Annotated in this window: 10 protein-coding genes and 1 pseudogene; 3 read left to right on the top strand and 8 right to left on the bottom strand. The window is 33.7% G+C overall.

Annotation, left to right across the window (positions count from 1 at the left end; genetic code table 11):
* Positions 1-5 precede the first annotated feature (5 nt).
* The 5 genes and pseudogenes from ABWU58_RS02995 to ABWU58_RS02975 form a co-directional block, all read right to left on the bottom strand.
* On the bottom strand, positions 6-434 hold the full coding sequence (locus tag ABWU58_RS02995; protein WP_353283583.1) for a DUF2924 domain-containing protein: 429 nt from the start codon (positions 432-434) through the stop codon (positions 6-8).
* 32 nt (positions 435-466) lie between these two features.
* A complete protein-coding gene (locus tag ABWU58_RS02990; protein WP_353283582.1) occupies positions 467-1,048 on the bottom strand; it encodes an ankyrin repeat domain-containing protein in 582 nt (193 codons plus the stop codon).
* A gap of 185 nt (positions 1,049-1,233) precedes the next feature.
* Positions 1,234-1,857: an ankyrin repeat domain-containing protein gene (locus tag ABWU58_RS02985; RefSeq protein WP_309165797.1), complete on the bottom strand. Its 624-nt coding sequence runs from the start codon at positions 1,855-1,857 to the stop codon at positions 1,234-1,236.
* Between the two features lie 17 nt (positions 1,858-1,874).
* Positions 1,875-2,594, bottom strand: a complete 720-nt coding sequence (locus ABWU58_RS02980; RefSeq protein WP_353283581.1) for an ankyrin repeat domain-containing protein — start codon at positions 2,592-2,594, stop codon at positions 1,875-1,877.
* A gap of 168 nt (positions 2,595-2,762) precedes the next feature.
* Positions 2,763-3,137: pseudogene (locus ABWU58_RS02975) on the bottom strand (phage tail protein); the annotation flags it as partial.
* Positions 3,138-3,358: 221 nt separating this feature from the next.
* Between ABWU58_RS02975 and ABWU58_RS02970 the strand changes: the two are divergent.
* Positions 3,359-4,303: an IS110 family transposase gene (locus ABWU58_RS02970; protein ID WP_264336326.1), complete on the top strand. Its 945-nt coding sequence runs from the start codon at positions 3,359-3,361 to the stop codon at positions 4,301-4,303.
* A gap of 81 nt (positions 4,304-4,384) precedes the next feature.
* Here the strand turns inward: ABWU58_RS02970 and ABWU58_RS02965 are convergent, their stop codons facing one another.
* The 3 genes from ABWU58_RS02965 to ABWU58_RS02955 form a co-directional block, all read right to left on the bottom strand.
* Positions 4,385-5,905, bottom strand: coding sequence for a hypothetical protein (locus tag ABWU58_RS02965; RefSeq protein WP_353283580.1), 1,521 nt, complete (start codon positions 5,903-5,905; stop codon positions 4,385-4,387).
* A gap of 707 nt (positions 5,906-6,612) precedes the next feature.
* Complete coding sequence (locus tag ABWU58_RS02960) at positions 6,613-8,907, bottom strand: ankyrin repeat domain-containing protein (RefSeq protein ID WP_353283579.1); 2,295 nt, start codon at positions 8,905-8,907, stop codon at positions 6,613-6,615.
* Between the two features lie 545 nt (positions 8,908-9,452).
* Entirely contained in the window at positions 9,453-10,742 is a 1,290-nt protein-coding gene (locus ABWU58_RS02955) for an ankyrin repeat domain-containing protein (protein WP_353283578.1), read from the bottom strand.
* A gap of 694 nt (positions 10,743-11,436) precedes the next feature.
* On the opposite strand from ABWU58_RS02955, the gene ABWU58_RS02950 reads away from it, so the two are divergent.
* Entirely contained in the window at positions 11,437-12,669 is a 1,233-nt protein-coding gene (locus ABWU58_RS02950) for a hypothetical protein (RefSeq protein ID WP_353283577.1), read from the top strand.
* A gap of 100 nt (positions 12,670-12,769) precedes the next feature.
* Entirely contained in the window at positions 12,770-26,041 is a 13,272-nt protein-coding gene (locus tag ABWU58_RS02945) for an ankyrin repeat domain-containing protein (RefSeq protein ID WP_353283576.1), read from the top strand.
* The last annotated feature ends 29 nt before the right edge of the window (positions 26,042-26,070 follow it).

Raw genomic sequence — 26,070 nt, 5'->3', positions numbered from 1 at the left:
TCTCTTCAATTTTCATTTTTATCACGCATCCCAAATAATAAAGGTCCGTTGTAGCTCATTCCCATTATTTTTCCTGCCACTGCTGACAATGACGTAAAAAATTCTTCTCTGTAGATTAAAACCTTATCTGTTACCATTACTGTATGCGTCTCTTCCCCTCTCTCTAATATCAACTCTGTTCCTGCTACTGGCAGTTTGTCACTACTTATTCTTTTTCCCTTTTCTAGCCGATCTGCCAGATACTCTAGTCTTTTTGCTACTTTTCTTGACATTTCTCCATACGCTTTTTCTTGCATTCTATAAGCTAATCTTGGTATCAGATATTTCTTTGAGTATCTAGGCGCTTCTTTCCCATATACCTTCTTCCATATTTTTCTCAGCTCTTCCAACGCTTTTTTCTCTAAATTCATTACTTTCTTTTCTATTTCTTCCATCCTAGCTTCTGAATTTAAAAAAAAGTTACGGCTCATAGCACTTTTTCATCCATAGTTTCTACCTCTTCTTTTGCCACTATCACACCTGCTGCTGTACTTTCCGATATAACCCTTATTCTTTCTATAAATTCCCTCTGTTTATTTGCCATTTTTACGTTCTCTAACACTTCTTTTATCTCTTTATTATTTCTTCCATAATACATTGGGGTTTTGCCAAATTTATCCTTTTGCTCTACATTCGCTCCCGCCTTTACTAGCTCTTCTACTATTTTTATCTCTGCTACCATGCATGCCAGATGTAACGCGGCAAATTTGCTACTTCGTTCCACTGCGTTTACATCGGCTCCTGCCTTTATCAGCTCCTTTGTATTTTCTAGACGTTGTCCCATTACTGCTAAGTGCAGTGGTCTATATTTCCCGGCATCTGCTGCATCTACATCTGCTCCCTTTTTGATTAATAACCTAACTTTTTTTGGATCTGGCATTCCCACCGCGTAATGCAATATCGTCCTTCCTTTTGTGTCTTTTTTATTAATATCTTCTATTGAGTTATCTAATACTTCTTTCCATGAATTATTAAATTCTTCTCTTTCTTTCTTACTAAATTTTACCATAACGTTCCTCAGCTATTAATGCAATATAAAGTGGCTCCAATTTGGCTCACTTTAGCGCTTGGTAATTCTTGTTTGTTTACCAGCTACTTTTTCACTTAGGGCTGTTTTGGCATAAAAAGCAAGTTTTTTTTTACAAAATATACACATTTTTTCCACATATTATATTAAGATATAAATCTATATGCTTAATCTATTAAATCCGCCTCCTTTAGTTGTAATTCATTCACGTTTCGTTTCTCTATTATCTCCTCTATTGCCTCTTTTGCCCTATCGTACATTTCTGGTATTTCTTTCATATTTACACCTTTCTTTTCTAGAAAACTTGCTACCCTTTTATAAACTTTAGCATAGTGTAGTGGGCTACATCCAAATTTATCTACTGTATCAAGATCTCCTCCTGCATTTATCAGCTCTTCTATTGTTCCTATTCTTCTTGCTAAACAGGCTAAGTGTAGTGGTACTGCTTTATTGTTTGATTTTGCATTTACTGTAGCTCCTCCTTCTATCAGCACTTTCACATTTTTTCTTCTTCCTAAAAACGCTGCTAGGTGCAACGGTGTCTCGCCTCTATTGTTTCTATCGTTTGTACCTGCACCTTTTTCTATTAATAACTTTATTACTTCTGGCTCTGACACCTGTGCTGCTCGGTGCAATATTGTGCAACCTGCTGCGTCTTTTTCATTTATTTGTTGAAACCTGTTTTCTGATAATGCTTTCAATAACCTATCAAAAACATTCCTTGCTTCTTTCCTTGACATAACATACCTCACTTTCCCTTTGAAATTTTCGCAACCAAACTCTTTGCTCATCTTTTTGAGCTCCCTTCTCACCACATCTTGCTTAAGTCTGCCTCCACCACTTCATCAATCATTTCATTCACTTGGCTGATTATCTTGCTTGCTAAATTTTTACATTCTTCCTTTATTAGTGATTTGTCTCTCTTCCTTATTTCTCCTATCTCTATTATTTTTAACTCAGGTAAATAGCTCCTATCCAACATATCTGCTATTTCTCCCACTAGACCCTCTATTCCATAGCACGTCAGTTTTCTACTTTTTGTTATTCCACCTTGCTTTCCCAGAAATTTCCTCGCCTTTTCATTCTCTCCATTATCCCATAGGCCATACCTTTCACTCTCCCATATATAATACATTGGTGTTGCACCATATTTATCCAGTTGATTAACTCCAGCTCCTGCTTTTACTAGCTCTTTTATTATTGCAATTCCTGCTCCTAGCCTACATGCAGAGTGCAGTGGCGTACATCCGTTGATATATTTAGTGGCATTTATTTCTCCTCCTCCCCTGATCAGCACTTTTACATTTTCTAAACTCTTTGCGAATACTGCACAGTGTAGAGGTGTATAACCATTTTTATCTCTTGCATTTACCTCTGCTCCTTTTTTTATTAATAATCTCACTGTTTTGTAATCAGAGATTTCTACTGCTTGATGCAAGATCGTCTCTCCTTCTTCATTTCTTTTATTAATGTCTTTAAATCCGTTACTTGATACTTCTTTAAAAAACTTACTCTTGCTAAAACTCATTTCATACCTCACAAAATTAGCTTTTCTAGCACCAGACAAATTTCTTATATTTACCTGCTGCTATTCAAGTCATGTCCTTTTTAGCATGAGAAAGCAAGTCTTTTTCTTTTTATTTCATACACTTTTACCTATTATTAATATAATATATGAGTATCTAAATATAAGTACTTAACTTATTAGAGATATTATTCGACTATCTTTCCAACTTCTGTGCAAATGTCGATGTTCATGCCACTTCAGTACTCCCGGGTAAAATACTAAAATGTGCTTTTCTAATTCGTGTATTGAGTCTTTTTGCTCTGAATCCAAATCATTTTTATAGTAAACGTTGTGTTCTGCTAAAACATATTTTCTGACCTTCTGATCTGTATAATTTTCTACTTTATAGTTGTGAGTAACGCTAAACCTTTCTAAAATTGGTTTGTGTTTTAAATTCCAACGTTGCCATGAAAGTTTATCGTTTCCCAATACAAATTTATTTCCTTCTTCTTCTATGCTACCAACCGGAAAGCACGCATTTATTTCTTCTAAGTTCCAACTGTTGTAAGTTAAAAATATGATATAAAGGAGATAAGAGGGAAGATAACCCTACTCACTATAGGAATAGAGTTATCACGGGCGTGTGCGACCGACCAACTGTTGGTATTATAACCGTTCGGATCAAGGTACACTAGCCCATCTCTCGATACGTTTGAATAGTTGCATGGGACATATGTATGCACCCGTTTACAATCTTAAATTAATTAAAACTAATCGAGGTTATTATGATTACATCTTATCAAAATTTTATTGGCATTGATATCGGAAAATTTAAAAATGTTGTTGCAGTTCACAAACAGAAGAACGCTGTCGAATTCGACAATGATACTGCTGGCTGGCAACAATTGTTTCAAGATTTTTCAAATATCTTACCTAATTCTTTAGTAACTCTGGAAAACACTGGAAAATATGAGCTTGGCTTAGCACATTTTCTTGTTGATAAAGATATTGCTGTACATCGAGCTAATACTCGCAAAGTAAAAAGCTTTGTTCTATCTCATGGAACTTTAGCAAAGTCTGATCAATCAGATGCAAGAGCCCTTGCTCAGTATGGGTTTGAACGCTATAGTACTCTATCTCTATTTGCACCTATGTCAAAAGAACAAACAACCTTAGTTGCACTTTGTCAACGTCGTGATGACATTACAAAAATGAGAGCTCAAGAGAAATCTAGGCTTGCAGCACCTGAAAACGACCATATAAAAGAAAGCTGTCAGAAAACTATTGAATTCTTTAATAGCCAGATAGATGAGCTCAACAATACCATACAAAAAATTATTGATGAGAATCCAGAGTTACAAAAGCGCCAAAAAATCCTTAAAACAGTTCCAGGAATAGGTGCAAAATTATCTCAAGATTTTCTGTGTCTAATGCCAGAACTTGGTTATGTAAGTAGGGGAGAAATTGCAAGTCTTGCTGGAGTTGCACCTCATCCGAAAGAAAGTGGTAAAACTATTGGTTATCGCAGAATAAGTGGTGGCAGAAGCAACGTTCGTGAAAAGCTTTTTACAGCTGCGATGTCTGCTTCAAGGTCTAAGTCTGCGCTTGGTGCCTTCTATTCAAGGCTTGTTGGTAAAGGTAAAAAGAAGATGGTGGCTATGACAGCTCTAATGCGTAAAATCATAGTAATTGCCAATGCGAGGCTTAAAGAAGCAGTCAATGTGAATTAAAAAAATCTGCATAGAAAATAGGTTAACGAATATGTGGATAAATACGTCTACACACATTTAAAGTATTTATACACATATTCGTTAACCATAAGATCTAAGCAGTAACTGTTGTTTGATACAAAATTTTTCTATGATTAAGTTAGGGTTTTTATTGTCAAAAATGCACTTTTTACTCGAATAAAAAACAAAATTACAAACAAAAGTTGTAATGAAACTAAATTCAAAAAATTTTAAAAAACATAGTTGATCTGAAGTAGCAAGCTGAGCCTTACATTGGAGTAATTGATCAGAATGAAATTGGAGTAATCGATCAGAAATAGTAAGACTCATGTCTTTGTAAAATATCTGCAGCTTTGCGTTTCTTAATTCTTCATTTAGAAATGATATATCTTCAAGATCTTGATTTTGAAGAGCATTTTTTAACTGTTCTAGAGATGAAGTATTTTGCTCCAAATTATCATTACTTTCATACTCTGAGCTTTCAGCTGTGTGAATATCATTACTTATTTTCTGCTGGACAGGACAGGGAATAGTATCATTTGCTTTTACATCAGAGCTACCCGTAGTAGTTTCTTGAGGACTTTTAAGTTTTTGAGTTTTCGGCATTTTACGTTCTCTTTGAGATATTTTTTTTATTTGCTCATTAAACGAAGCAACATTATCGAGATTATTAATAAAACATGACCTAATTTTTTCAATCGAGTCCTTTATATCTTGGATACTTATGTCGAACAATCCGTCAAACAATCCTTCTAGACCAATATACAATGCCGTTGCAAAGTGTGCTGTTCTGATGCTAGCAGCATTAAACTCTTTATTTATCTTACCGTAATTAATAGATCCCTTTGTTGAACAAAGATTAGTTAACTGTTCAAACTTATTACCCATTAGAGAGGCAAGTTCAACTTTTTCTCTATTTATTGGTGTATATTGAGATAAAACTTTTTTTACTCCTTCATGATCATTCCAGAGCATTCTTGCTATTTCAGATGCTATAAGACCGCACGAGTAGTCATCCTTTTGAAATTGAGTGTTTGAAACATATAGATTACAATCTTGTTGGGTTAAGAAGTCATTAATACAATCTCTAAAGCTATTTTTCTCACCTATAGCTGGATTCTGAGCATCTACAAATAATATATTTTTTTTATTCTGATCTACAAAAAAGTAGAAAACAACCCAGTGATTTTCATGTTGCCCTTGTTCTACAGGACGCCTTCTAATGTAGAGTACATCTCTATTTTTTTTACTTATTAATTCAAACATTTCTTTTAATTCATTAGAAAATGCTGAACCTTCATCTTGAACCTTAACTATAGGCTTATTTCTGCTGTTACCGCTATCATCATTCTCAGAACATAAATCAAATAATGAGAAGCGTATTCCTATATTATCATACCAACCTTCTTTGCCATCTCTTCCTGAGAAGAACTCGCTAATTTCTGCGATTTTATTAGAGTCAACTTTGCCAATAATAGACTGTACTACTTGTCCTAGCGATTTATCATCTTGGCTAGAGCAAGAAATAAAGGCTAGACTATTCCTTGATAAATCAAAATTAGCTTGTTGACCACCGCCATCAATAATTGTGTTTCCTAACATGATGTTTATTCACCTCAAACCTATTTAATTAGTATATCACTAAATAACGATTACATCAAGTAAAATTGAGTATGGTTTCAGAATAAATCTTTGATTTTAAGACTATGTGCCTTTTGATAGCCTGAAGATGGTTTTATGTTTCTTGTTTCTTTTCCTTCATCAATATATTGTTTTTCTATCAATTTTGAACATCTTGCTCATAGTCATTTTTTGTCTACTACTTTCAAAGCACGTTCTCTCAAATCTTCACTATATGACTTTGACATTTTTCTACCTTTTTTAAAGCCATTTTATACTTCATTTATCCTTTCTAGAGAAATCTTTCGTCGATTAGCTGTAGGTGAAAAAATTTCTTACAACTGCGAGTTTGAACTGATTTTACTATAGATCAACAAAATTGAGAACCACCATCTATATTTAATATCACTATTATAAGAATATGATGGATTATGCTTTAAAGGAGTGCAAAAGCTGCTGAAGTTTTTACAGCAAACCTGCATGGAGCCACTTCAGCAGAATAAACAGAAAGTTGCTCCCACTGCTCCATAGAAAATAGCTTCCTTATTAACATCCTTACTCATTGCTAATACTCCGTAATGGTCAATAGTCATAAACTCTCACGTGCAACTTATACATTTATTTTATTATATTCACTGTATTACTTTTTTAAAAGCTTTAATTTACCTATAACCCTAATCCATCTATTATCAAGAGAAGAAAGGTGATCTAGTTGGTTGGGCAAATGCCGCCTTTGAGTAGGTTTCATTTAGCTTGTCACTAGGTCTTGATACCGCATACGTAATACCAAAAGCAACAATTCCAACTACCAGTGCAGCAGCTATGCCAGCTATAACTAACGTTGATAACCCGACATTGGCAATACCAAACCCAACACCGACTGTCAATGCAGCTATAACACCACAAATAACAGCAGTTTTTATTGCTTTACTGGGTTTAGTTTTTGCCTTTTTCGGAAGCCGTATTACATTTTCACCCTTAGCATCCTGCGCTTGCTCACTTGTAGAAAAAAGCCGTACAGAATTTGTTTTTGATTGTGAATTATCTTTTTTAACAACCTCTTTCAACTTACCTAGTAATGTATTTGCCGCTTCTTCCCCTATCTCTAAATCATCGTACCCATTTTTAGCAACACCTGTATCACGTTTTGAGATTACACATTCTAAAAAACCCAACAAGCGTTTTGGTATAAATGATAGTCCTTTCTGAAAACCATAATCTTTTTTAATGTTTTGGAACTCTTCAATCAGTTCCTGTGCATTGTTTTCATTACCTATATATTGAAAAATGACGCTTGTATCTCCATTTTTATTTGATTCTATTAGCTTACCAAAATGAGGCAATGATTTGATCTTTCTGAACGCTGTTAAACAATCTTGCAAATTAGGATCTTTATTGATTTCTCTTCTATCATCCTCAGTTAAAGTTGCGCCGTGAACTAAAAAAATAAAGAGAACGTCGATCTTGGAGACCTTGTCATAACAGAAGATGTTACTTCTAAGTCCTAAACTTATTGGCGTCTTACCTTGAGAATCCTGAACATCAACATCTGCTCCTTGCTTTAAAAGTAGCTCAATTATCTCTGCGCAAAGATGTTCAGCAGCATTAGCTAGGTGCGATTTTTTATCAGAAGAACAACTATAACGATTAATACATGCTCCTCTATCGATAAGCAACCTAGCAATTTCTGTATGTCCAAAGTAAATAGCATACCCCAAAGCTAAAGTATTGCCTTTTGTAATCAATACTCCGAGCTCTATAGACAAAGCACGATTGAAACTTGTAGCATTAGGATTTGCTCCCCTATCTAACAAGGACTTCACCTTTTCTATATCTCCACTTTTAACTGAATCTATTAGCTGCTCATCAAGTACATGATCGCCTGATTGAGATGATTTAGTAAATACTACACTATAATCTATATCATCAATTGTTGCTTCTAAGGGTTGGCTTGAATTGTGATAATAAGATAGAGTACTACTATTTTCTTCATGTTTACCTCCTACTATTCGCTTTAGTAGTTCTTTCTTTTCTATTTTTTTTATATCAAACTGATCAGAAAAACTGAAAGTTAGTTTATCTTCAAATGCTTCTGAAAAGTTATGTACGAAGCTGTTTTTATAACTGCAAGGAATGGACTTAGTCCCAACTGTTCTAAACATAGAATTATTCGAACCAGGACTCCTTTTGTCTTCAAAATCACAAATTTCTTCTCGGGTTAAATACATTACACTTTTAGCTATTTTAGGGTTGATTTGATCAATCAAATTTTTGATATACTCTTTATCTTTTTGACTTACTACGATAACTCTGATGTTAAATCTCTCATACAAGCATTCGTTTTCTATTCCATACTTGCCTCTACCTATATAGATTTGTCCAATTCCATCTCCCAAAGCTACTACCGGAATACTAGATAATTTGCAATATGCATCTTTCATAGATTGATCTGCCAAAAGCTTATCAGCTTTCTTTATCACACTTGTATCTACACCTTGTTTACAGTACTTTTTTAGCCATTTTTCACGAAAATCATTATAACTGCAACTGTGATAATTTGATGCATTTTCTGCATAACTTAATGCATCAAGCAAATACGATCCTCGACTGTTTAGGTGGATAGTTGATACACTATTTTGACTCACTGTATTGGGGTAGGAGTATCCACAAAGCTTGGCTCTCTGTTTCTCTGGTATTAACTCACCTGCAACAATAGGTATTCCCCTTACTTTCGCTTCATTTTTTGGTAGTAATTGGCCATTTGTAAAAGCAAATGCTGAAAAAAGCGTCCAGGCATTGGTACCGTGTGCAACAAAAGTTCTTCTATCAATCACATTACTGCGTTCATTCAATCTGATTTCAGGGTGTTCCGCTTTAAATTCTTCACCCATCTCGAACAATTGCTTTTCCAATTTACTTGGCCTTCTGTTCCGCATAAAGCTTTTATGCAATTCAGAAAACTCCGTTAATTTCTGTATATTCATCACTTCAATAAAAAAATTTACATAATGCTAGTCTAACAAATTAACTCGCAAAAATCAAGAAAAAAAGCTCAAAACGATTCTAGACTCGACTACTATGGCGAAAATAGCTGACATATTACTACCACTTCCGATTGATCAGTTATTTTTTACACGCAGTTGAAGAAGATACCAAAGTTTCAGTTAGAGCAGACTTACCCAAATTAATATTAAAGAAATAGTTGAACCTATACCATAAAATATTTTAGCAAAAACATAAGTTAATTAGCGTCATAAAAGATCTAATTGTTTGCTTTTTTCAAAAATATAAAAATAGTACGTATATTTGTGAGAACAAGCTGCGTAAAAATAGTTTTGTATAAACAAAAGCGTAAAATTGTTGCAACAACTACAGACAAAAAACATGAAAGGAAGGAAAAAGGTGGTCTTCCCTTCTTCCTACTACTTTTCTTTAATTTGACTGTACAGTTAAATACTCCAGACAAGTCAGTTATATTAACCTCTATAAATCACACAAATTAGTATAATAACCAAACAAACTGGACTTACTAGAACCGAGATCGATACAATCCTTGATGTTGCTCGGAATCTGGATGCTTAAGGTTGCTATTTACATGGATTATTCGCGCTGCCAATGCTTGTAGCTCTAGTTTAGGAACGTATATCTCTTTAATATCTTTAAAATCAACAAACTCAATAAGAGATTTTTCTATACCTCCAAATTCTACTACAATTTTATCTCTGTGCATTTCAAAGAATTTCTTCATGTCGTCAAATGTCATTTTTTTAAGATCATACTCGTAATATGTTGATAAAGCATCAATCAATGGTTTGTGGCTGTGCAGGAAAATTTCTTTTTTCACTTTGTTGGCTTGGTCAATCAAGGTATGAGCATATTCTGGGTATTGCTCTTGTAAGCTTTCTTGGTTATCAAACTTACCGCGTACACTTTCATCTTTTTTCCACATACTAATTAATGTATTAGTATTGCTTGCTTTCAGAAAATCATATAGTGGTTTATTTTCCTCTTCTTCAAGTCTCTTGACTTCATCTAGACACCTGTCCCAATATTCTGACAGTTTTTCTATTACAGAGTTTGGCTTTTTCATTCTAGGATTTTTTATTAAAATATGCCTAACTAGAACTTCTCCTACGTCCAGACTTAGACGATATGTACAAAGAGTTCTTTCAGATACAGCACGAGTAACATCAGCCCCTTTCTCCACTAGAAATTTTACTATTTCTGCACTACCATGTCTAGCAGCATAATGTAATGGAGTACATTGAGAAAATAAATCTACAGCATTAACATCAGCCCCTTTCTCCACTAGAGATTTTACTATTTCTGCATTACCATATCTAGCAGTACAATGTAATGGAGCATATTGAGAAGATAAATCTGCAGCATTAACATCAGCCCCTTTCTCCACTAGAGATTTTACTATTTCTGCATTATTTCTTTCAATAGCACAATATAATGGAGTGGATGAATGAAATCCTCCTTCAACATTAACGTCAGCCCCTTTTTCTATTAGAGTACTCACTATCTCTATATAGCCCCGTTCAACGGCTACAAGTAAAGGAGTATTTTCCACTGTATCTATAGCATTAACATTAGCTCCCTTTTCTATTAGAGCACTCACTATCTCTATAAAGTTACCTCTAACAGCCTTGTGTAATAGATACGCTAGGTCAAAATCAAACTTTTTCCACCTTTCATATTCGCTTTGATCTGCTGCTTTTAACTTCTCTTTTATTTTGTCAATTACATTACTCTCATTTAAATCATTATCAGCATCTACTGCACTTAATGCTTCTTTCCACTTCGATTGTAACATATAATCTCCTCATATTAAAAAACAATATAATCTAATTATTATATGCTTTAATTAAAAAAGTCTATATTTATGTGTTTTTTGTACCTTATATAAAGTTACTAATAGTTACTTTAGCTCACTTTAGCTTGATTAATATAGAAACGTACTATAAATTAGCGTAGCAAAAAATTTAATCATTTACTTTTTTAAAAAACACAAAAAAAGTACATATTCTTGTGAGAACGAGTTGCGTGAAAACGTGTTTGTAAAAATAAAGACTTTAAATTTTTGCGATAAAGTTAAGCAAATGAGTTCATATATAAATGTGGACAAAGTAGGCTAATATAGCTGATTTTAGCGTATAGCAAAATTACCATACAAAAAAGTTCGTATGTATTACGTGGTAGACCAATCCATCCCAAAACAAACTCTTCTCTCACTAGCTGGTTTTTAGTGATGGAGATGGTTATATTATTTAATTCATTAGCGATATATAGTATTAAATTAATAGTAATTTATTTAACAATAAGTATTAAGATAAACTTATAAAAAACAGAATTAAAAAGTGAACAAAAGACTGTATATTAAGCCTATTAAGAGCCTTTTACTGAAAATCACTTTAGGTTAGAAAATTTTTCTAAAATAGTAATTGACAAAGTTTTAAAGGTAGAGCAACATGCCTAAAATATATTAAATCTTGTTAGGGAGGGTAAGTATGGATTACGAGAATGTACAAAGGGTATTACTAACATCTATCAAAGAAGATGATCCTCATAAAGGGTTCAAAGAGTTAGAGATTAAGAGATATTGTATTGCATATCAGACGTTATTGCGTAAATGGGACGGGACAATAATAACACCTTTTCTTAAGAAAATTTTAGAAAATGAAACTTGTTGGGAAGTAGAAGGTGCTTCAGGTCAAGTTAAACTCAATAGATATACTGTTGGAAAAAAGTTGTTAACATTAAAAGCTGAAGATGGGCAAAAAATTCTCCTCAGTCGCTTTGATCGCTATAGGATTGCTTGTTGGTGTTGCTTTGAAGAAGAGATAAAAGCTATTTTCGAAGAATTTAAATCAGAACAAAGTGATGAATCAGGGAAGAATTTAGTGAGAAAGCTTGATGATGGAGCTTTAATGATCTACTGGTCACATGCTATGAATAACCAAGAACATCAGTTAAAGCTAAATAACGAGCATCCATACGTTTACGCTTTTAAATGCGCGATGATAGAAAAGCACGTGGAAGCATTGGAGTTCTTTTGGAATAAGTTACAGTCAATTGATTCTGTATCTCCAAAAAGAAAAGAAGATTTGTTGATGGAAGTAGCATATAATAAAGGGCGTTTTTCTACTGATGATGTTGGAATGGTTGATTTTTGCCTACGTCATCTTGATCCTAACAGATATCATGAATTATTGAAAAGGGACTTTAAACAACATGGGTGTTATTACACTTTAAGTATATTGAGAAGAAATCATTCTTTCGAAAATGCCAGAAAGCTGTTTGAACATTTGAAGTCGGAAAATTTATCTCCTGAAGCTTATAGTACATCAATGTTTGGAGCGTTAGATTCGGTTCTTTCTGTACCAGATGATAGTTTTATTAAGTCTGGTAGTGACATGCTTACCTCCATGTGGAATCGTCCTGGCTTTGAAACTCATAAGCAACACTTTTTAGATGAGTTGAGTATAGGATACGCATCTAGAAATAGAATTGCTTGTCTGATCAAAAAGAATATGGCTATCGAGGTATTGTCAGAAATTGTTAACTCTCTCAATCAAGAGCAAATGCAATCTATTATGGAAGAAGATAAATCAATACATGAGATATTCACTAGAATTAGAGATAGGCAATTAGATGGTAGAGGTGATAGTCAGTTACCAAGGTCATTGTTGAATGTAGAAGCTGTACAGCAGGAAGTTACTGATATTAGAAGCAAAGTGTAGTGTTAGGATAAAGTTATTTAGTTACTTGCACTTAAACGAAAGCATACAAAGAATTTTAGTGAGAGTAAAAATTGTAAAAGGTTAAAATCAGGAGGCGGTTATGGTTGATAACAATCAACACCAAGAAAAACCACAAGATTTCGAGTTAATTGAGTTACTTTTTGGGAAAGTAGATTCTTCAACTTCTAATGCAGTAGATCAATCTTTTGAAGCAAGATATCAGTCGTTGGTTGATCAAATACAATCTTATTTACATTCTAGTGAAAAGCCTGGCTTTTTTCCTCATAGATTTTTAGGTTCTTTTTCCAGTGTATTAGATACTAAACTTAATGATAAGCTAGGCATAAAAAAATTGCACTTTCGTTTTGAGGGGGCGAGAACTTTAAAGGTTGTAGCAGAAACGGAATCCAAAACACATGTTTTTATTTTCACTGAAGATATAGAAGCTCAACATTCTCATTCTCCACAAACACGCACTAAAAATTTTGAATTCACCACAGGTGAGTGGAAGGATGTAATGGGTAAAGACTATACTTCATTAGACGAACGTAAACTTCAAATTGATGTGATAAAAATTCTAAAAGATAAATATGAGTTAGTAAAAAGCAGACCAAAGTCAGACAAAGATGTTAAGTCGAAGAAGTTACATTTATATCTGAAGAATAACATATTGGAGTGTAAAGCTAAAGATATATATGGAAATACTCAAACAATGCAAATTGATTCTGGTGAATTAAAAGGTAATGATGCATTTAAAAATAAATTTTTTGATGAAATTAAGCAGTTTCTAGGTAAGTCAGGTAAAGATCTTAGTGATGATGTTAGAAAAGAATTATCAAGACTTACGTCAGTAAAGGGATATACCTTAAAGGGTGATGGAGAAGATGAAAAAATAAATATTAAGGTGGAAAGTAAGAAGAAGATTATAGATCAACCCATCGAGCCTACAGTGAAGTTTCAGAAAGTGGCAAAAAAGTTAGGTAAGTCTGTTTATTTAGAAAGTTATATTGAAAAGCTAGCTAACCCAGGTGCAGAAGTAGATCAAGTTCGGAAAAATCTCGAAGACATTCTAAATTATATTAAGAAAGTTCATACCAATTTAGACTTACAAGATAGTGTTTATGGCAATAGAGCTCGCGAAGCTGATCAACATGGCTTTGTAGCAGGAATATTTGATAACTTTCGATATCGTGATAATACCAAACTCTATCTGGAGCAGTTTGCTGGTAGAGGTTATGCTGATATTGTTTTGCTTGTTCGTGGACCTGACCGTGCTGTTGATTCAGTACCAATTCTTATTGAACTCAAGGCTGGAACTGAAGGGCAAGTTACTACAAGTGATGCACTGAGGCAAGCTGAAGACTATATTAAAGGTTTTAGACCAAATAAGATGAGGATTTTAACCAATGCCGGTAATGCTATTGCTGTTGGGTTAAATTTAGATAATGCGGAACCGTTTAAAACTGAAGTAAAACCTATTAAACAACCATCATCTTTGATGGAAGATTTTATAGAATTAGCTAGCAAATGGAACAATCAACAAATTTCTGAGGAAATTTTTAAACAACGGGCAACGGATTTGTTATCGAGTGAATACTATACTTTTACGGCAAATAAGGAGACAAGGGACATTTATTATTTTAGCAGATATACTGTAGGTCAATCAATCTTAGTTGATAAATTTGATGGAACTGATGTAGAAAAGTATGTCTTTTCTTATGGTGAATATCCTTTGGAATCTAAGACAAGAGGCGGAGCACAATCAAAAGAAAGGCCTGTAACCACCTTAGTGTTTATCAAAGGTGATAGGAAACAAGATAAAACAGCATTTGTTTTTCATATAATTGAACAAGAAACAGAGATACAAAATCTTAACCAAAAAAAAGTTCCAGTCATAGATATACCTGAAGTTGGAAAAATAGAAAACGTTATAGAAATTACGATGGGTTTGAAAAAGTATAAAGAAAACTCATCTTTCAAAGACCTTTTTGAGATAAAGCAAATAAGTAAATATAATCCAAGTGGTAACGACCAGCAATTTACAGGCAATTTTCTCAAGATACCTAATTCTGATGAATTAAAGGCAAAATTTGATCAAGCAATCACTTCTCAGCATGCTACTTCCTCTGATAGTAAAGATTTATTACCAGATTATAAAAAGCTACTTACTGATATAGCAGATACAATTTATCCTATAAAAGGTTTGATAACTGATGAAGCCAAATTGCAAGCTGTGCTTAATGGCTTGCTTAGTAGTTACAGTGATTTGAAGCTAAAAGAGACTTCTGCAAAACAAGAGGATTCTGCAAAAATTGTAATTATACCTGAATTTCAAACAGGAGCAGGTGGTCGTGTTGATATGGTAATTCAAGGTATTGGTCCTTCGCCTCAGGGTACTAAAGAATATACTCCTATAGCGCTGGAATTTAAGCTTATAGATAAAAACTTAAATGAAAAACAAATGAAAGAAGAAGTTGATGAATTAACAAAGGAACAAAATATTAGATATGCTAAAGGGGCAGCACTGAAAACAATAACAGATAGTGATAAAATGTTTTTCATGGGTGTGGTTATTAATGTGGGAGCTAAAGATAAAAATTCTTTAATATTAACAAGTGATGAGTTTGTTCCTGCTATAGTAGTTCATAGTTCTATTGATATAGCTAAGAGAAAACATTTAGAAGGAATACAAGAGATAACTCAGAGACTTAAAAATATTGGTATACAAGAAGAGAATTTACGTACATTAGAATCTGCAACAGCAGAAAAAGATTATCATTATTGGCTGCAACAACATGATATAGCTGATATTGCAAGAATAGAATACGGTTATGGAGCTGATACATTATTTGAAATAGTGGGATCACCAGAACACATAGTTAATCAATTACAACAGTTTCAAGATAGCGTAACAACAAGAGGTGAAAGAAGGCCATTAACTTTAATTGTTAATTTAGATAATAATCACTGGGTTACGTTGGTCGTTGCCTATCAAAATGGGCAGTATAATGGATACTATGTAGACTCGTTGGGTAATAGTGTTCCAGATAATATTCGTCAAGTTTTACAACAGGCTCAAATTAACGTTCATGATGTTCCTGTTACTCAACAAAGAGATGGTTATAATTGTGGCTTATGGGCGTTAGAAAACGCTAGAGGTATTAATGCTGTGTTGCAAGGAAGTAGAAGTAATATTCCTGATGAAATACGTAACCGTTTGCAAGTTCAAGGAAGAGATGAAGCTTATTTTATACGCACGAGAGAAAATGTTTCAGACAGATTAAGTATAGATCCACAACGTATAGCTAATCTAGAGACTGTACTTGCTGAAACACAAGCACCTAGAAAGAAATTTGACCTGAATAATTGTGTAAAACAAGGTAGTAGAAAAAGAAGAAGTATTAATCCTTGTTTATTTTCATTGGATGATGTAAAAAAGTTTATTAAGGGAAGGATAGATGAAAATAATATAGATAAGATTATAGTTGATAGTGAAAAGTTCCTAACTTATGTTAAAAGTAGTCAAAATGAAGGGAAAAATGCTCAGCTAATAGAGTTCGTTGGAGATAAAAATATCGAAGGTAATCATAAGTACTTATTTGATAAGGTAGTTGAAGATCAAGGGTACGGACGTTATATTGAAAATGAACGTATTAAGAATTTGCACGGTGACATTTCACAGCAAACTGGTAGTACAACAAAAAGCTCAAAGTTGAAAAGCAGGTTAATGAACGCTGCAGGTGGAATACAATTAATAAGAGGAATTCATGGAGCTATTGTATCTTGTAAAGATGGAACAGCAATAGATTGTGGATTAAATTTAGGTGGGATAGCATGGTCTTTTGCATCTCAACCAATTGAGAATGTAATGGTTAAAATTACTCCAAAAGTTATAGCATCAGCTGAAAAGGTTGTGGGAAAAATTATACCAGGTACTTTAGGTAAACAGACAAAATTTGCTGTTCGAATTGCAGGCGCAAAGTTTGGAGGAACTATAGCAAGAGGTACAGTAGGAGTTATAGCTGGTGTTTTTGATATTGTTGAGATAGGTATGTCAGCAAGTAATCTTGTTGATTGTAAAAAAAGAGAGGATAGTGATAATCCATGTGGAGAAAAGGAGATAAGAGATAATATAGCATCTATATCCTTTTCTAGTGTATCATTTGTTTCTGGTGTTGCTCTTACAGCAGCAAGTATGCCGGTAGTTGGTATTGCAGTTGGGTTTGGGCTCATGGTAGGTTATGGAATTTATAGTGGTGTCAGCAATATCGTGGAGTACGAGAAAAAGTACGATACAACCCATGGAGAGAACTGGAGTATTTTTTGGCGTACACTTCTTTTTCAACCTATGGCAGCTGATGTGCAGCATCTTGCAGCTAGGAAAGACACAGTTAATAGTTTAGCTAAAGGAGTGTGGCAAGCTTTAAATAATGGCCCTAGTAATGTTGTTGCTTATGGTGTTGGTCTTGGGGGAGAAATAAGAGGTAATACTCTTCGTCCAGGTTATGCAACGATTATGATGAATGGGAAAAATGCTAATACAAGAAATCTTTCGCGTGTTATACCTGATCGTATACCGGGTGCTAGCAGGATTTGTTTGCCAAAGATTACTGGGCAAGATTATGAAAAAGGTATTACAAATTCAGTTCAACCGTCTTTATACTACTGTGATAATGCAATGGTTATTAGTCACGATGGTAGAGTAGGTGTAAAGCAAAATGGCAAAACAATTGTCTATGATCTACAGAATGTAGATAATGGTGTCATTATTGGAAGCAACGAATGGAACAATAATTTTCTAATTTATCCAGGTGCAACAAGAATAACTGGTGGTAATAATGTAGTAAATAGGTTTATTGTAAATAACATTGGCTTTTCAGGTAAAATTATTGGTGGAGGTAACTCTGTTAATATAATTGATTTAAGTCAATTGAAAAATACAGTTGTAGGGGTGAATGTTAACTATCGTTTTGAACCTAGTGCTTCTGGACAATTAAAAATAAAAATGAATGATCATTTATTGATTGATGATTATATCAATAATAGTAGTTTTAATTATCACTATGTTGGAAGGAAAAACAAAGTAGATAGGGTGTTATGTATGGGTTATTCCGAACACTTTGCAGAAATTGATGATCGTGAGGTTATCATAGATAGTGGTGGTGGTTCTAGTAATAATGCAAAAGACATAGTTGAAAATTGTAAAAAAGTAATTATTTCACCATATACTACAGTTGAAGGTAGAGAAAGCAATTATACTTTTTACGTAAAAACCGCAGGTTATAAAGGTAGAAGTTTACGCTCAGAAATTAATATAAAGGGGACGGGAACTATAGTTTTTTCGGAATTTGATTTATTAAGTGGTTGTGAACAAATTACTTATTCCACAGACAGTAATACTTTATCTTTAAAAATAAATTTTGGTCAAAACAATCAATTTACTCTTGATGTAAAAAATTATGTTGAGCAAAGCAGTAATAAACCTCGCTTTGCACTAATAGATAAAAATGGTAGTAATATTGTTCCTAAGATTGAAAGATCAGACTCATCAACTATAAAAATTACTTCATTTGAATTACATTCAGAACATTCCCTAGATAATTTTGACAATGTTGAAAGTCATTACAAGAAAATTCTAAACAATAACAAGGATTACAAAGTCTTTAGTGTTATCAGAGATAGAGTACAGAATCATGGTAATAGTGCAGTTCCAAATATGGTTTTTGGTTCTCAGGAAGATGATGTAATGAACTTCGATCAAGGTACTATATTTGCGAGAGGAGGAAAAGGAAGTGACGTGTATATTATTGCTGATGGTATAGGTAACAAAGAAATTCAGATTGATAATTATTCAGATGATGAAAAAGCGGATACGCTATTTATGCCAGAGGTTGAAAAAGATTTTTTAGTCCAACAATGTAACTTACATTTAAACTATAATAATACTAGTATTCAAGTAAAAAACTATCTTCAAGATCGTAATTATAGACATCTCGTAATTATGAATAAAAAAGGAGAAACATTTATTCCTTATGTACAGTCAATGTCGTGTTCTTCCTCAGAAAAAGGTAAATTAGTTCCTTTTTTACAGGCTATACAAACTCAGAATATGTTTTTGTTACCTAAGGACTTTCAAGGTGATAATGTAGTGATAGATTCTCATCTTGAAGATATTAAAAAGTATAAAGATAAAGATGATCTCCTATTGATAAGAGAAAGCGAAGTCCCTTTTGTCATTAAAATAGAAGGGTTCTATACTGATCGAAGTAAATGGGAAAATATTTCTTATTCTCTATGGAATAATGATCATTTTTCTCCATCTCCTGGGTTATTAGAGAACGTTGATAATGTAACTGAGTATAAGGATAAACTTAGAAGTGACTATGAAAGAATTGTAAAAGAATACGTTGAAGATTTTAGTAACTCTACTAGTATCATTCAACACAATCAAAAATTAGAAAAAAATATTTCTACTTCTGTAGGACAAGATGAGGAACGCATAGGAGTAGTGGTACTAAAGAATATTACTCCGGATCAGGTTGAGGTTTCCAGTAATGGTACAGATTTAGTGTTTCGCGATAAGAGGTCTAATCGTACGATCAACGTAAAAAATTGGGATAATTCTGAGTCTTATAGAATTGCTACATTGGAATTTGATTTAGGTTTAGAACTGATAAAGATCCTGAGATTAAATAGGTTTAGTTTATCTGAGGTAAAAGAAATACAAAGTTTAATTGATAAAGCTTCAGAGAATTACCAGAGTAGAAATGAGTATACATCTAAAGTAGAAACTGACTTTAAATGTTTGGTATCAACTGCTGGTTTTGCAAATAAAAATTCAACATATCAATATTTAGGCTTTTCTTCACTCCAAGATCAAGTTAACTTTGTAGAGGGTTTTTGTAGCTTAGAACAGTTATCTGAGTTTAGAGGTAATTTAAATAGTACGCAGATCTCAGCATTGTCAAGGACTTTACAAAATAATCTTTTATTAAGTGGCTATGATCGAGATGTAATAAACCAGTGCTCTGAATTAATGATGAATGAGGAGAATAATCAGCAAAGTAAAGTCTCTTCTATGGTTAAAAGTATAATAAAGATGGATCTAGAGAATAGCATGTTAAATAATTCTCCTTTGACCAGTAGCCTTACAAATGGGATTTGTAATCTTGACAAAAAGTTGTGTGGTGAAGCAATGAAAGAAGCTGTAAATGATGTGTATGAAAAAGTGGATACGAAAAAGATGTTAAGGCTTATACACGATTGTAGTAGTATCACACAAAGTGTTCAAGGTTATATAGCTGTGTTTGATGAAATGCAAAAGAAAAATGATCTTAATAACAATGCAGTGTTTAAATTGGCCTATTATGTAAAGGAAATTATGGAGAAGGACAATTGCCGTAGTCTTCATCCAGAGGAAAGATCTAATCTTGAAGAACTAAAAAGCAAATTACCAGAATCAGTAAAGAATGTGGTGTTTTCATCAAAAGTATGTATTAAAAATGTTAAGTTTAATGAATATCTATATGCTGTTGATTTTGAAAGCAATAGAGAACTTAAACTTAATGCTGATGATACGAACAGAAGACAAGTGTTTACTTGGGGTCCAGGAGAAAAGCCAACGGAACATGGTATCCAACAAGGTTTGTGGGAGATTGAGCCTGATGGTTACAATCTTTATATTAAAAATGTTGGATATCATAGCGAATATTTATACGCTGCTCTTGATTCTCTTAATTATGACGAAGCAAGAAGGAGAGTGTTTACTTGGACTCCACAAACGAAGGATTCACAATCTGTATGGAAGTTAGAACCTTATGGTGACAATGTTTATATAATGAATGTTAAGCAAAATGAATATTTATATGCTACTGATTTTAAGCGTAGTGATGCTGATGGAAGGAGAAGATATGTGTTTGCTTGGATTCCGCAAACGAAGGATTCACAATTTGTATGGAAGGTTGAAGATTGTGGATCTACTCGCAATGGGTGTGATATACAAGAAATAGATAGTAAAGCGAGTCTAGGCTCTGATCCCTTTAAAGCTATAGGGGTTAAGGACAAATTGAATAGTACTCAGATTTTGGAATTATCAAGAGGACTGCAAAACATTTCCTCACTAAGTGAGTATGATCAAAATGCAGTGGATCAGTACCTTAGGTTAAAGTTGGACAGTGGTCAGGAAGTAGTAAGTAAAATATCTTCTGTGGTTGAAAATATTAAAGAGCTTGTTTCTCCCTCAGAGAGTAAGTTAGACTTAGGTAGTTGTGCAAGAAATAGCGAAAAAGGCAATACTGATTCCTGTCCTGCCTTCATGAGAGATATACATAATGAACTTAATATAAATGAGAGAAAAAATATTAGTGTGGGTGAAAAAGACGTAATTACTTCAGGCCATGCAAGACTTGATACTGAAAATTTCCCTATTCAAGAAAAAGTAATAAATGATGATACCAATGGAAAGAAAAGTTTGAAGAGAACATTAGATTTTCGTCAGTTAGTGAAGCAAGTAGATAAGGATTTGAGTATAAAACCAGTACCAATGGTTATTAAAGACAAAAATGATTTGTTAATTAAACTTTCTATATCAGCCACTGGTTTTCAGCAAGATGTAATAACAATCAGGCTGAAAGATGCACTTATAAATAAGTGGTATAAAAAATTACAAATTATTTTTGATAATGCACCGGTGAAAATAGATGATAATTTAGATTTAAAGTCTTCATTCTTTATTTCTGATGAGAAAATTATTGTAGTAAGACCTCAAGACATAGAAGAAAATAGTAAATTAATTATATCTAAAAAAGCAGGGCAGTATACCTACCTTCATGATAAATATGACTTGATAGTTACCAATGCCTTTAATGCTGGCATAGAAGCAAATGAGTTGTGTATTATGTATTTTAGAGATTTCTATAAAGAACCTAAAATGAAAACATTATCTATAAGATTTACTGACAAAGAAATATTATTAAGTGATGAAATGGATAGAATATATAATTCAGATAGTATTGATAAATTAAGCAATGTGAGTTCTATTGTCGATTTACAAGAAAGTTCTATACCTCTAGAATTCCCAAACAGCGGAGACATAAATGCTCCAGGTGAACTTGGTAGGACATCTTTGCATCTTGCTTCTAAAGCTGGTAAACGTGATAATGTCAAACTTCTTCTTGATAGAGGTGCTAATATTGAAGTTCGAGATGAGTTTGGGTATACACCAATATCTCTTGCTACTCAATCAGGTAAATGGAGTGTAGTAGAACTGCTTCTTGATAGAGGTGCTAATATTGATACTCAAGATAAGAAAGGTCAAACACTTTTACACTCTGCTGTGTCAGGAAATAATTTAGACATGATCCAATTCCTTCTTGATAGAGGTGCTAATATTGAAGTTCAAGATGACTTTGGTTACACGCCAATACTTTATGCTGCTCAATCAGGTAAATGGGATGTGGTCAAACTTCTTATTAGTAACGGTGCTAAATTTAATAATGAAATAACGATTCAAGGAACACCTTTACATTTTGCTGTGCAAGAGGGTAACCTGGATATGATTAGATTTCTTCTTGATGAAGGTGCTGATATTGAATCTCAAGACAAAGATAATAAAAAGCCTTTGCATCTTGCTGTTGATACGAACAGGTTGAGTGTAGTTAAACTCCTTCTTGATAGAGGTGCTAGTGTAAATGCTAAAGATGAGAATAATAAAGCACCTTTAGACTTAGCTACTGAAGAAGATATGATAGAAGTTTTGAAGAAAGCACAGTTGGATCAAGAATTGTTAATTAATGCAAGGAATGGTAATCTTGATAAAGTAAAAGATCTTATCATTCAAGGTGCCAATTTAGAAGCTAAAGATATTAATGGTAATACTGCTCTACATAATGCTTGTAGTAATGGTCACTTGAAGGTGGTAGAATATCTCATCGAAAAGGGAGCTAGTTTAAAGGCTAAAAATAAAGATGGTAAAACACCTTTAGACTTGGCTATCCAAGAAGGTCGCATAGATATAGTACAAGCAATAGAACAAATACAGTCAGACTTAAATGGAAAATTGTTATCTGCAGTAAAAAACGGTGATCTTAATAAGATTGAGGATCTTGTTAGCCAAGGTACTAGCTTAGAGGTGAAAGATAGCAATGGTAATACTCTTTTACATTATGCTTCTCAGAATAATCATTTGAGAGTAGTGAAATATCTTATCAAGAAGGAAGCTAGCTTAAAAGCTAAAAACAAAGATGGTGAAACACCTTTAGACTTGGCTGTTCAAAAGAATTACATAGATATAATAGAATTTTTGAAAAAAACACAGTTAGATTTAGATAAAGAATTGTTGGCTGTAGCAAACGGTGACGATCTTAATAGAGTCAAGGCTCTTGTTAGCCAAGGTGCTAGTTTAGAAGCTAAAGATAACAGTGATAATACTCCTTTACATAACGCTTGTAATAATGGTCATGTAAAAGTAGTAGAATATCTTGTCGAAGAGGGAGCTAGCTTAAAGGCTAAAAACAAGGATGGTGAAGCACCTTTACACGTAGCTGTCCAACATGATGGCACACTTGAAGTAATTGAGTTTATTTTGAGCAGAGATCTTAGTGGTATTAATGATATAACTAATAACGGTAAAACGCCTTTACATTTAGCTATACGAGGAGATAAACCAAATACGGTTGAACTCCTTCTTAGGAAAGGTGCGAGTATTGCAGTTAAAGATAAAAACGGTAAAACACCTTTAGATTTGGCCAAACAAGAAGATTATACAAATATAATAGAAATGATAGAAGAAGTACAATCAGAGTTAGATGAAAAATTGTTGATGGCAGTGAAAGACAACAATCTTAGTGAAGTTGGGGATCTCATCAATCGGAATGCTAATGTTAATGCTAGAGATAAGTACAGTTGGACACCACTACATTGGGCTGCATTTAAGGATCGTTTAGAAGTTGCAGAGTTTTTGGTAAAGAAAGGTGCTGATGTTAATGTTGCAAGTGAAAATCTTTATGGTAGCAGGCCTATACATATTGCTGTTGAGAACAATAATAAAAACATTATAGAGTTTCTTCTTAGCAAAGGAGTGGATGTTAACGATACTGACAAGCAAGGTTATACACCACTGCACTATGCTGCATGGAGAGGTCGTTCAGAGGTTGCTAGTCTTCTTTTTGATAAGGGAGCTAATATCAATGCTGCAGACACCTCTACTTCTGGTAAAAAACCTATACATGTAGCTGCTGAAAATAATAGTAAAAGTGTTATAGAGTTTCTTCTCAGCAAGGGGGTAAACGTTGATGAAGCTGATAAAAATGGTTGGACACCTTTACACTATGCTGCTAAGTTTGATCAATTAGAGGTTGCAAAATTCTTGATAGAAAAAGGAGCTAATATCAATGCTGCAGATGCCTCTACTGCTGGTAAAAAGCCTATACATGTTGCTGCTGAAAATAATAGTAGAAGTATTATAGAGTTTCTTATCAGCAAGGGAGTGAGTGTTAATGATACTGACAAAGATGGCAGAACACCTCTGTACTGGGCTTCTTGGAATGGTCGTCTGGATGTAGTAGAGTATCTTATAGGTAAAGGAGCCAATATCAGTGCTAAAGATCATGGTGGTAAAACACCGCTAGATGTTGCTAAAGATCAAAAATATGATAATACTGCAGAGTATTTACAACAAACAGAATTACAGCTAAATGAGCAATTGTTGGCTGCAGTGCGAGGTGGTGATTTTAAAAAAGTTAAAGATCTTGTAAATCGAGGTGCTAGTTTGGAAGATGCTAACATTGATGCTCAAGATAAGGAAGGAAAAACACCTTTGCATTTTGCCGCTCAAGAAGGCGATTTGGGCATGGTCCAATTTTTCCTTGATAGAGGTGCTAAGATTGAAGCTAAAGACATATATGGATGGACACCTTTACACTTTGCTGCTTCTAGTGACAAGCTTGACATAGTTAAGTTTCTGTTTAATAAGAACGCTAATATTAAAGCTAGAGATATCTACGGCGATACGCCTTTACATGTGGCTGCTCAGTATAGTAATAAGCTTGAAATAGTTGAATTTCTTTTAGACAAGGATGCTAATGATATTAATGATGTAACTAATGACCGCTCTACACTTTTACATGTAGCTGTAGAGGGAAACAAATTAGATACAGTCAAATTCCTTCTTGATAGAGGTGCTGATATTGAAGTCAAGGACATTCATAACCAAACACCTTTGGGATTGGCTATTCAAAAGGGTTACACAGATATAGTTAAAGCTTTGGAACAGGAACGATTAGGTAAAGAGTTATTTACTGCTGTGAGAGAATATAATCTTCCTAGAGTTGAAGAGCTTATCAGCCAAGGTGCCAATCTTAATGTTAAAGACAGGAATGGTAGAACGCCGCTAGATATTGCTACTGGTACAAAGAATGCTATTGAAGAGGATCATGAATCTCACAATAATTTATTATTGCTCACCCAACAAGTTCATATAGTGAGAGTTTTAGAACAGGAGCAATTACGTAGGAAGTTGTTTACTGCTGTAAGAGAAGAAAATCTCCCTAAAGTTAGAGAGCTTATTAGTCAAGGGGCTGATGTTGATGCTAAAAAGGATGGTAAAACGCCACTAGATATTGCTAAAGAGAAACTAAGAGAACGTGGTAAAAACGAAGAATGTAGTGATATTGTGCAGTGCTTAGAAAAACTTAAGCAGAAAAGAGGAGAAGCTGTACAACGTAAACGCCGTAATTTACTGAGTGAGTTGCTAGGTTCGAGTAATCAACCCGAGATAGCAGCAAGTAGTGGTACAAGACCATCTTCATGGATAAATAATTGTATTTCTTGGGCGAAAAAATTAGCAGCCAGCACTTTCTCTATAATTCCTGCATTGCCCTCTCAATACAACATTGCAGACAAGAATAATGTAAAAAGTGATAATAAAAACATACCACAAAGTACGTCATCTGTTGGTTGGAATAAATTCCTAAATAATGAAAATATTGCTCTTGCGAGTTGTGTTGCCGATGCATTAGATAATACTCCAAGTAGGCGCTATCAAGGTTTAATGAGTAAAGGAGTAGAAGTTGTGCCAAGCAGCAGAGTTGCAGTTGAACTTGCTCTTAAAAAATTTAATTCATTTGTAGAAGATAAAATAAGAAACCTAGAATCAAAAGAACAAGCTAGAATACATGTTGAACTTAAAGATGCATATCCAGAAATAATAGCAAGCTTGGAAAGAGGAGTTGAATTTAGTGGTAATGTTGGGTTAGATAATGTTTTAGAAAAGTGCAAGAAGTGCTTTTGTATAAATGTCCTACCAAAGGATAAAGTATCAACTTGTCTTTCTGATGTAGGAGTAACCAAGCTTGGAAATACTTTGAGTAAGTAGATGAGGATATGGAAGATATAATATACCAA

Source organism: Wolbachia endosymbiont (group A) of Pogonocherus hispidulus, from assembly GCF_964028195.1.
Classification (GTDB): domain Bacteria; phylum Pseudomonadota; class Alphaproteobacteria; order Rickettsiales; family Anaplasmataceae; genus Wolbachia.
This window is presented reverse-complemented; position numbering and strand designations above follow the sequence as displayed.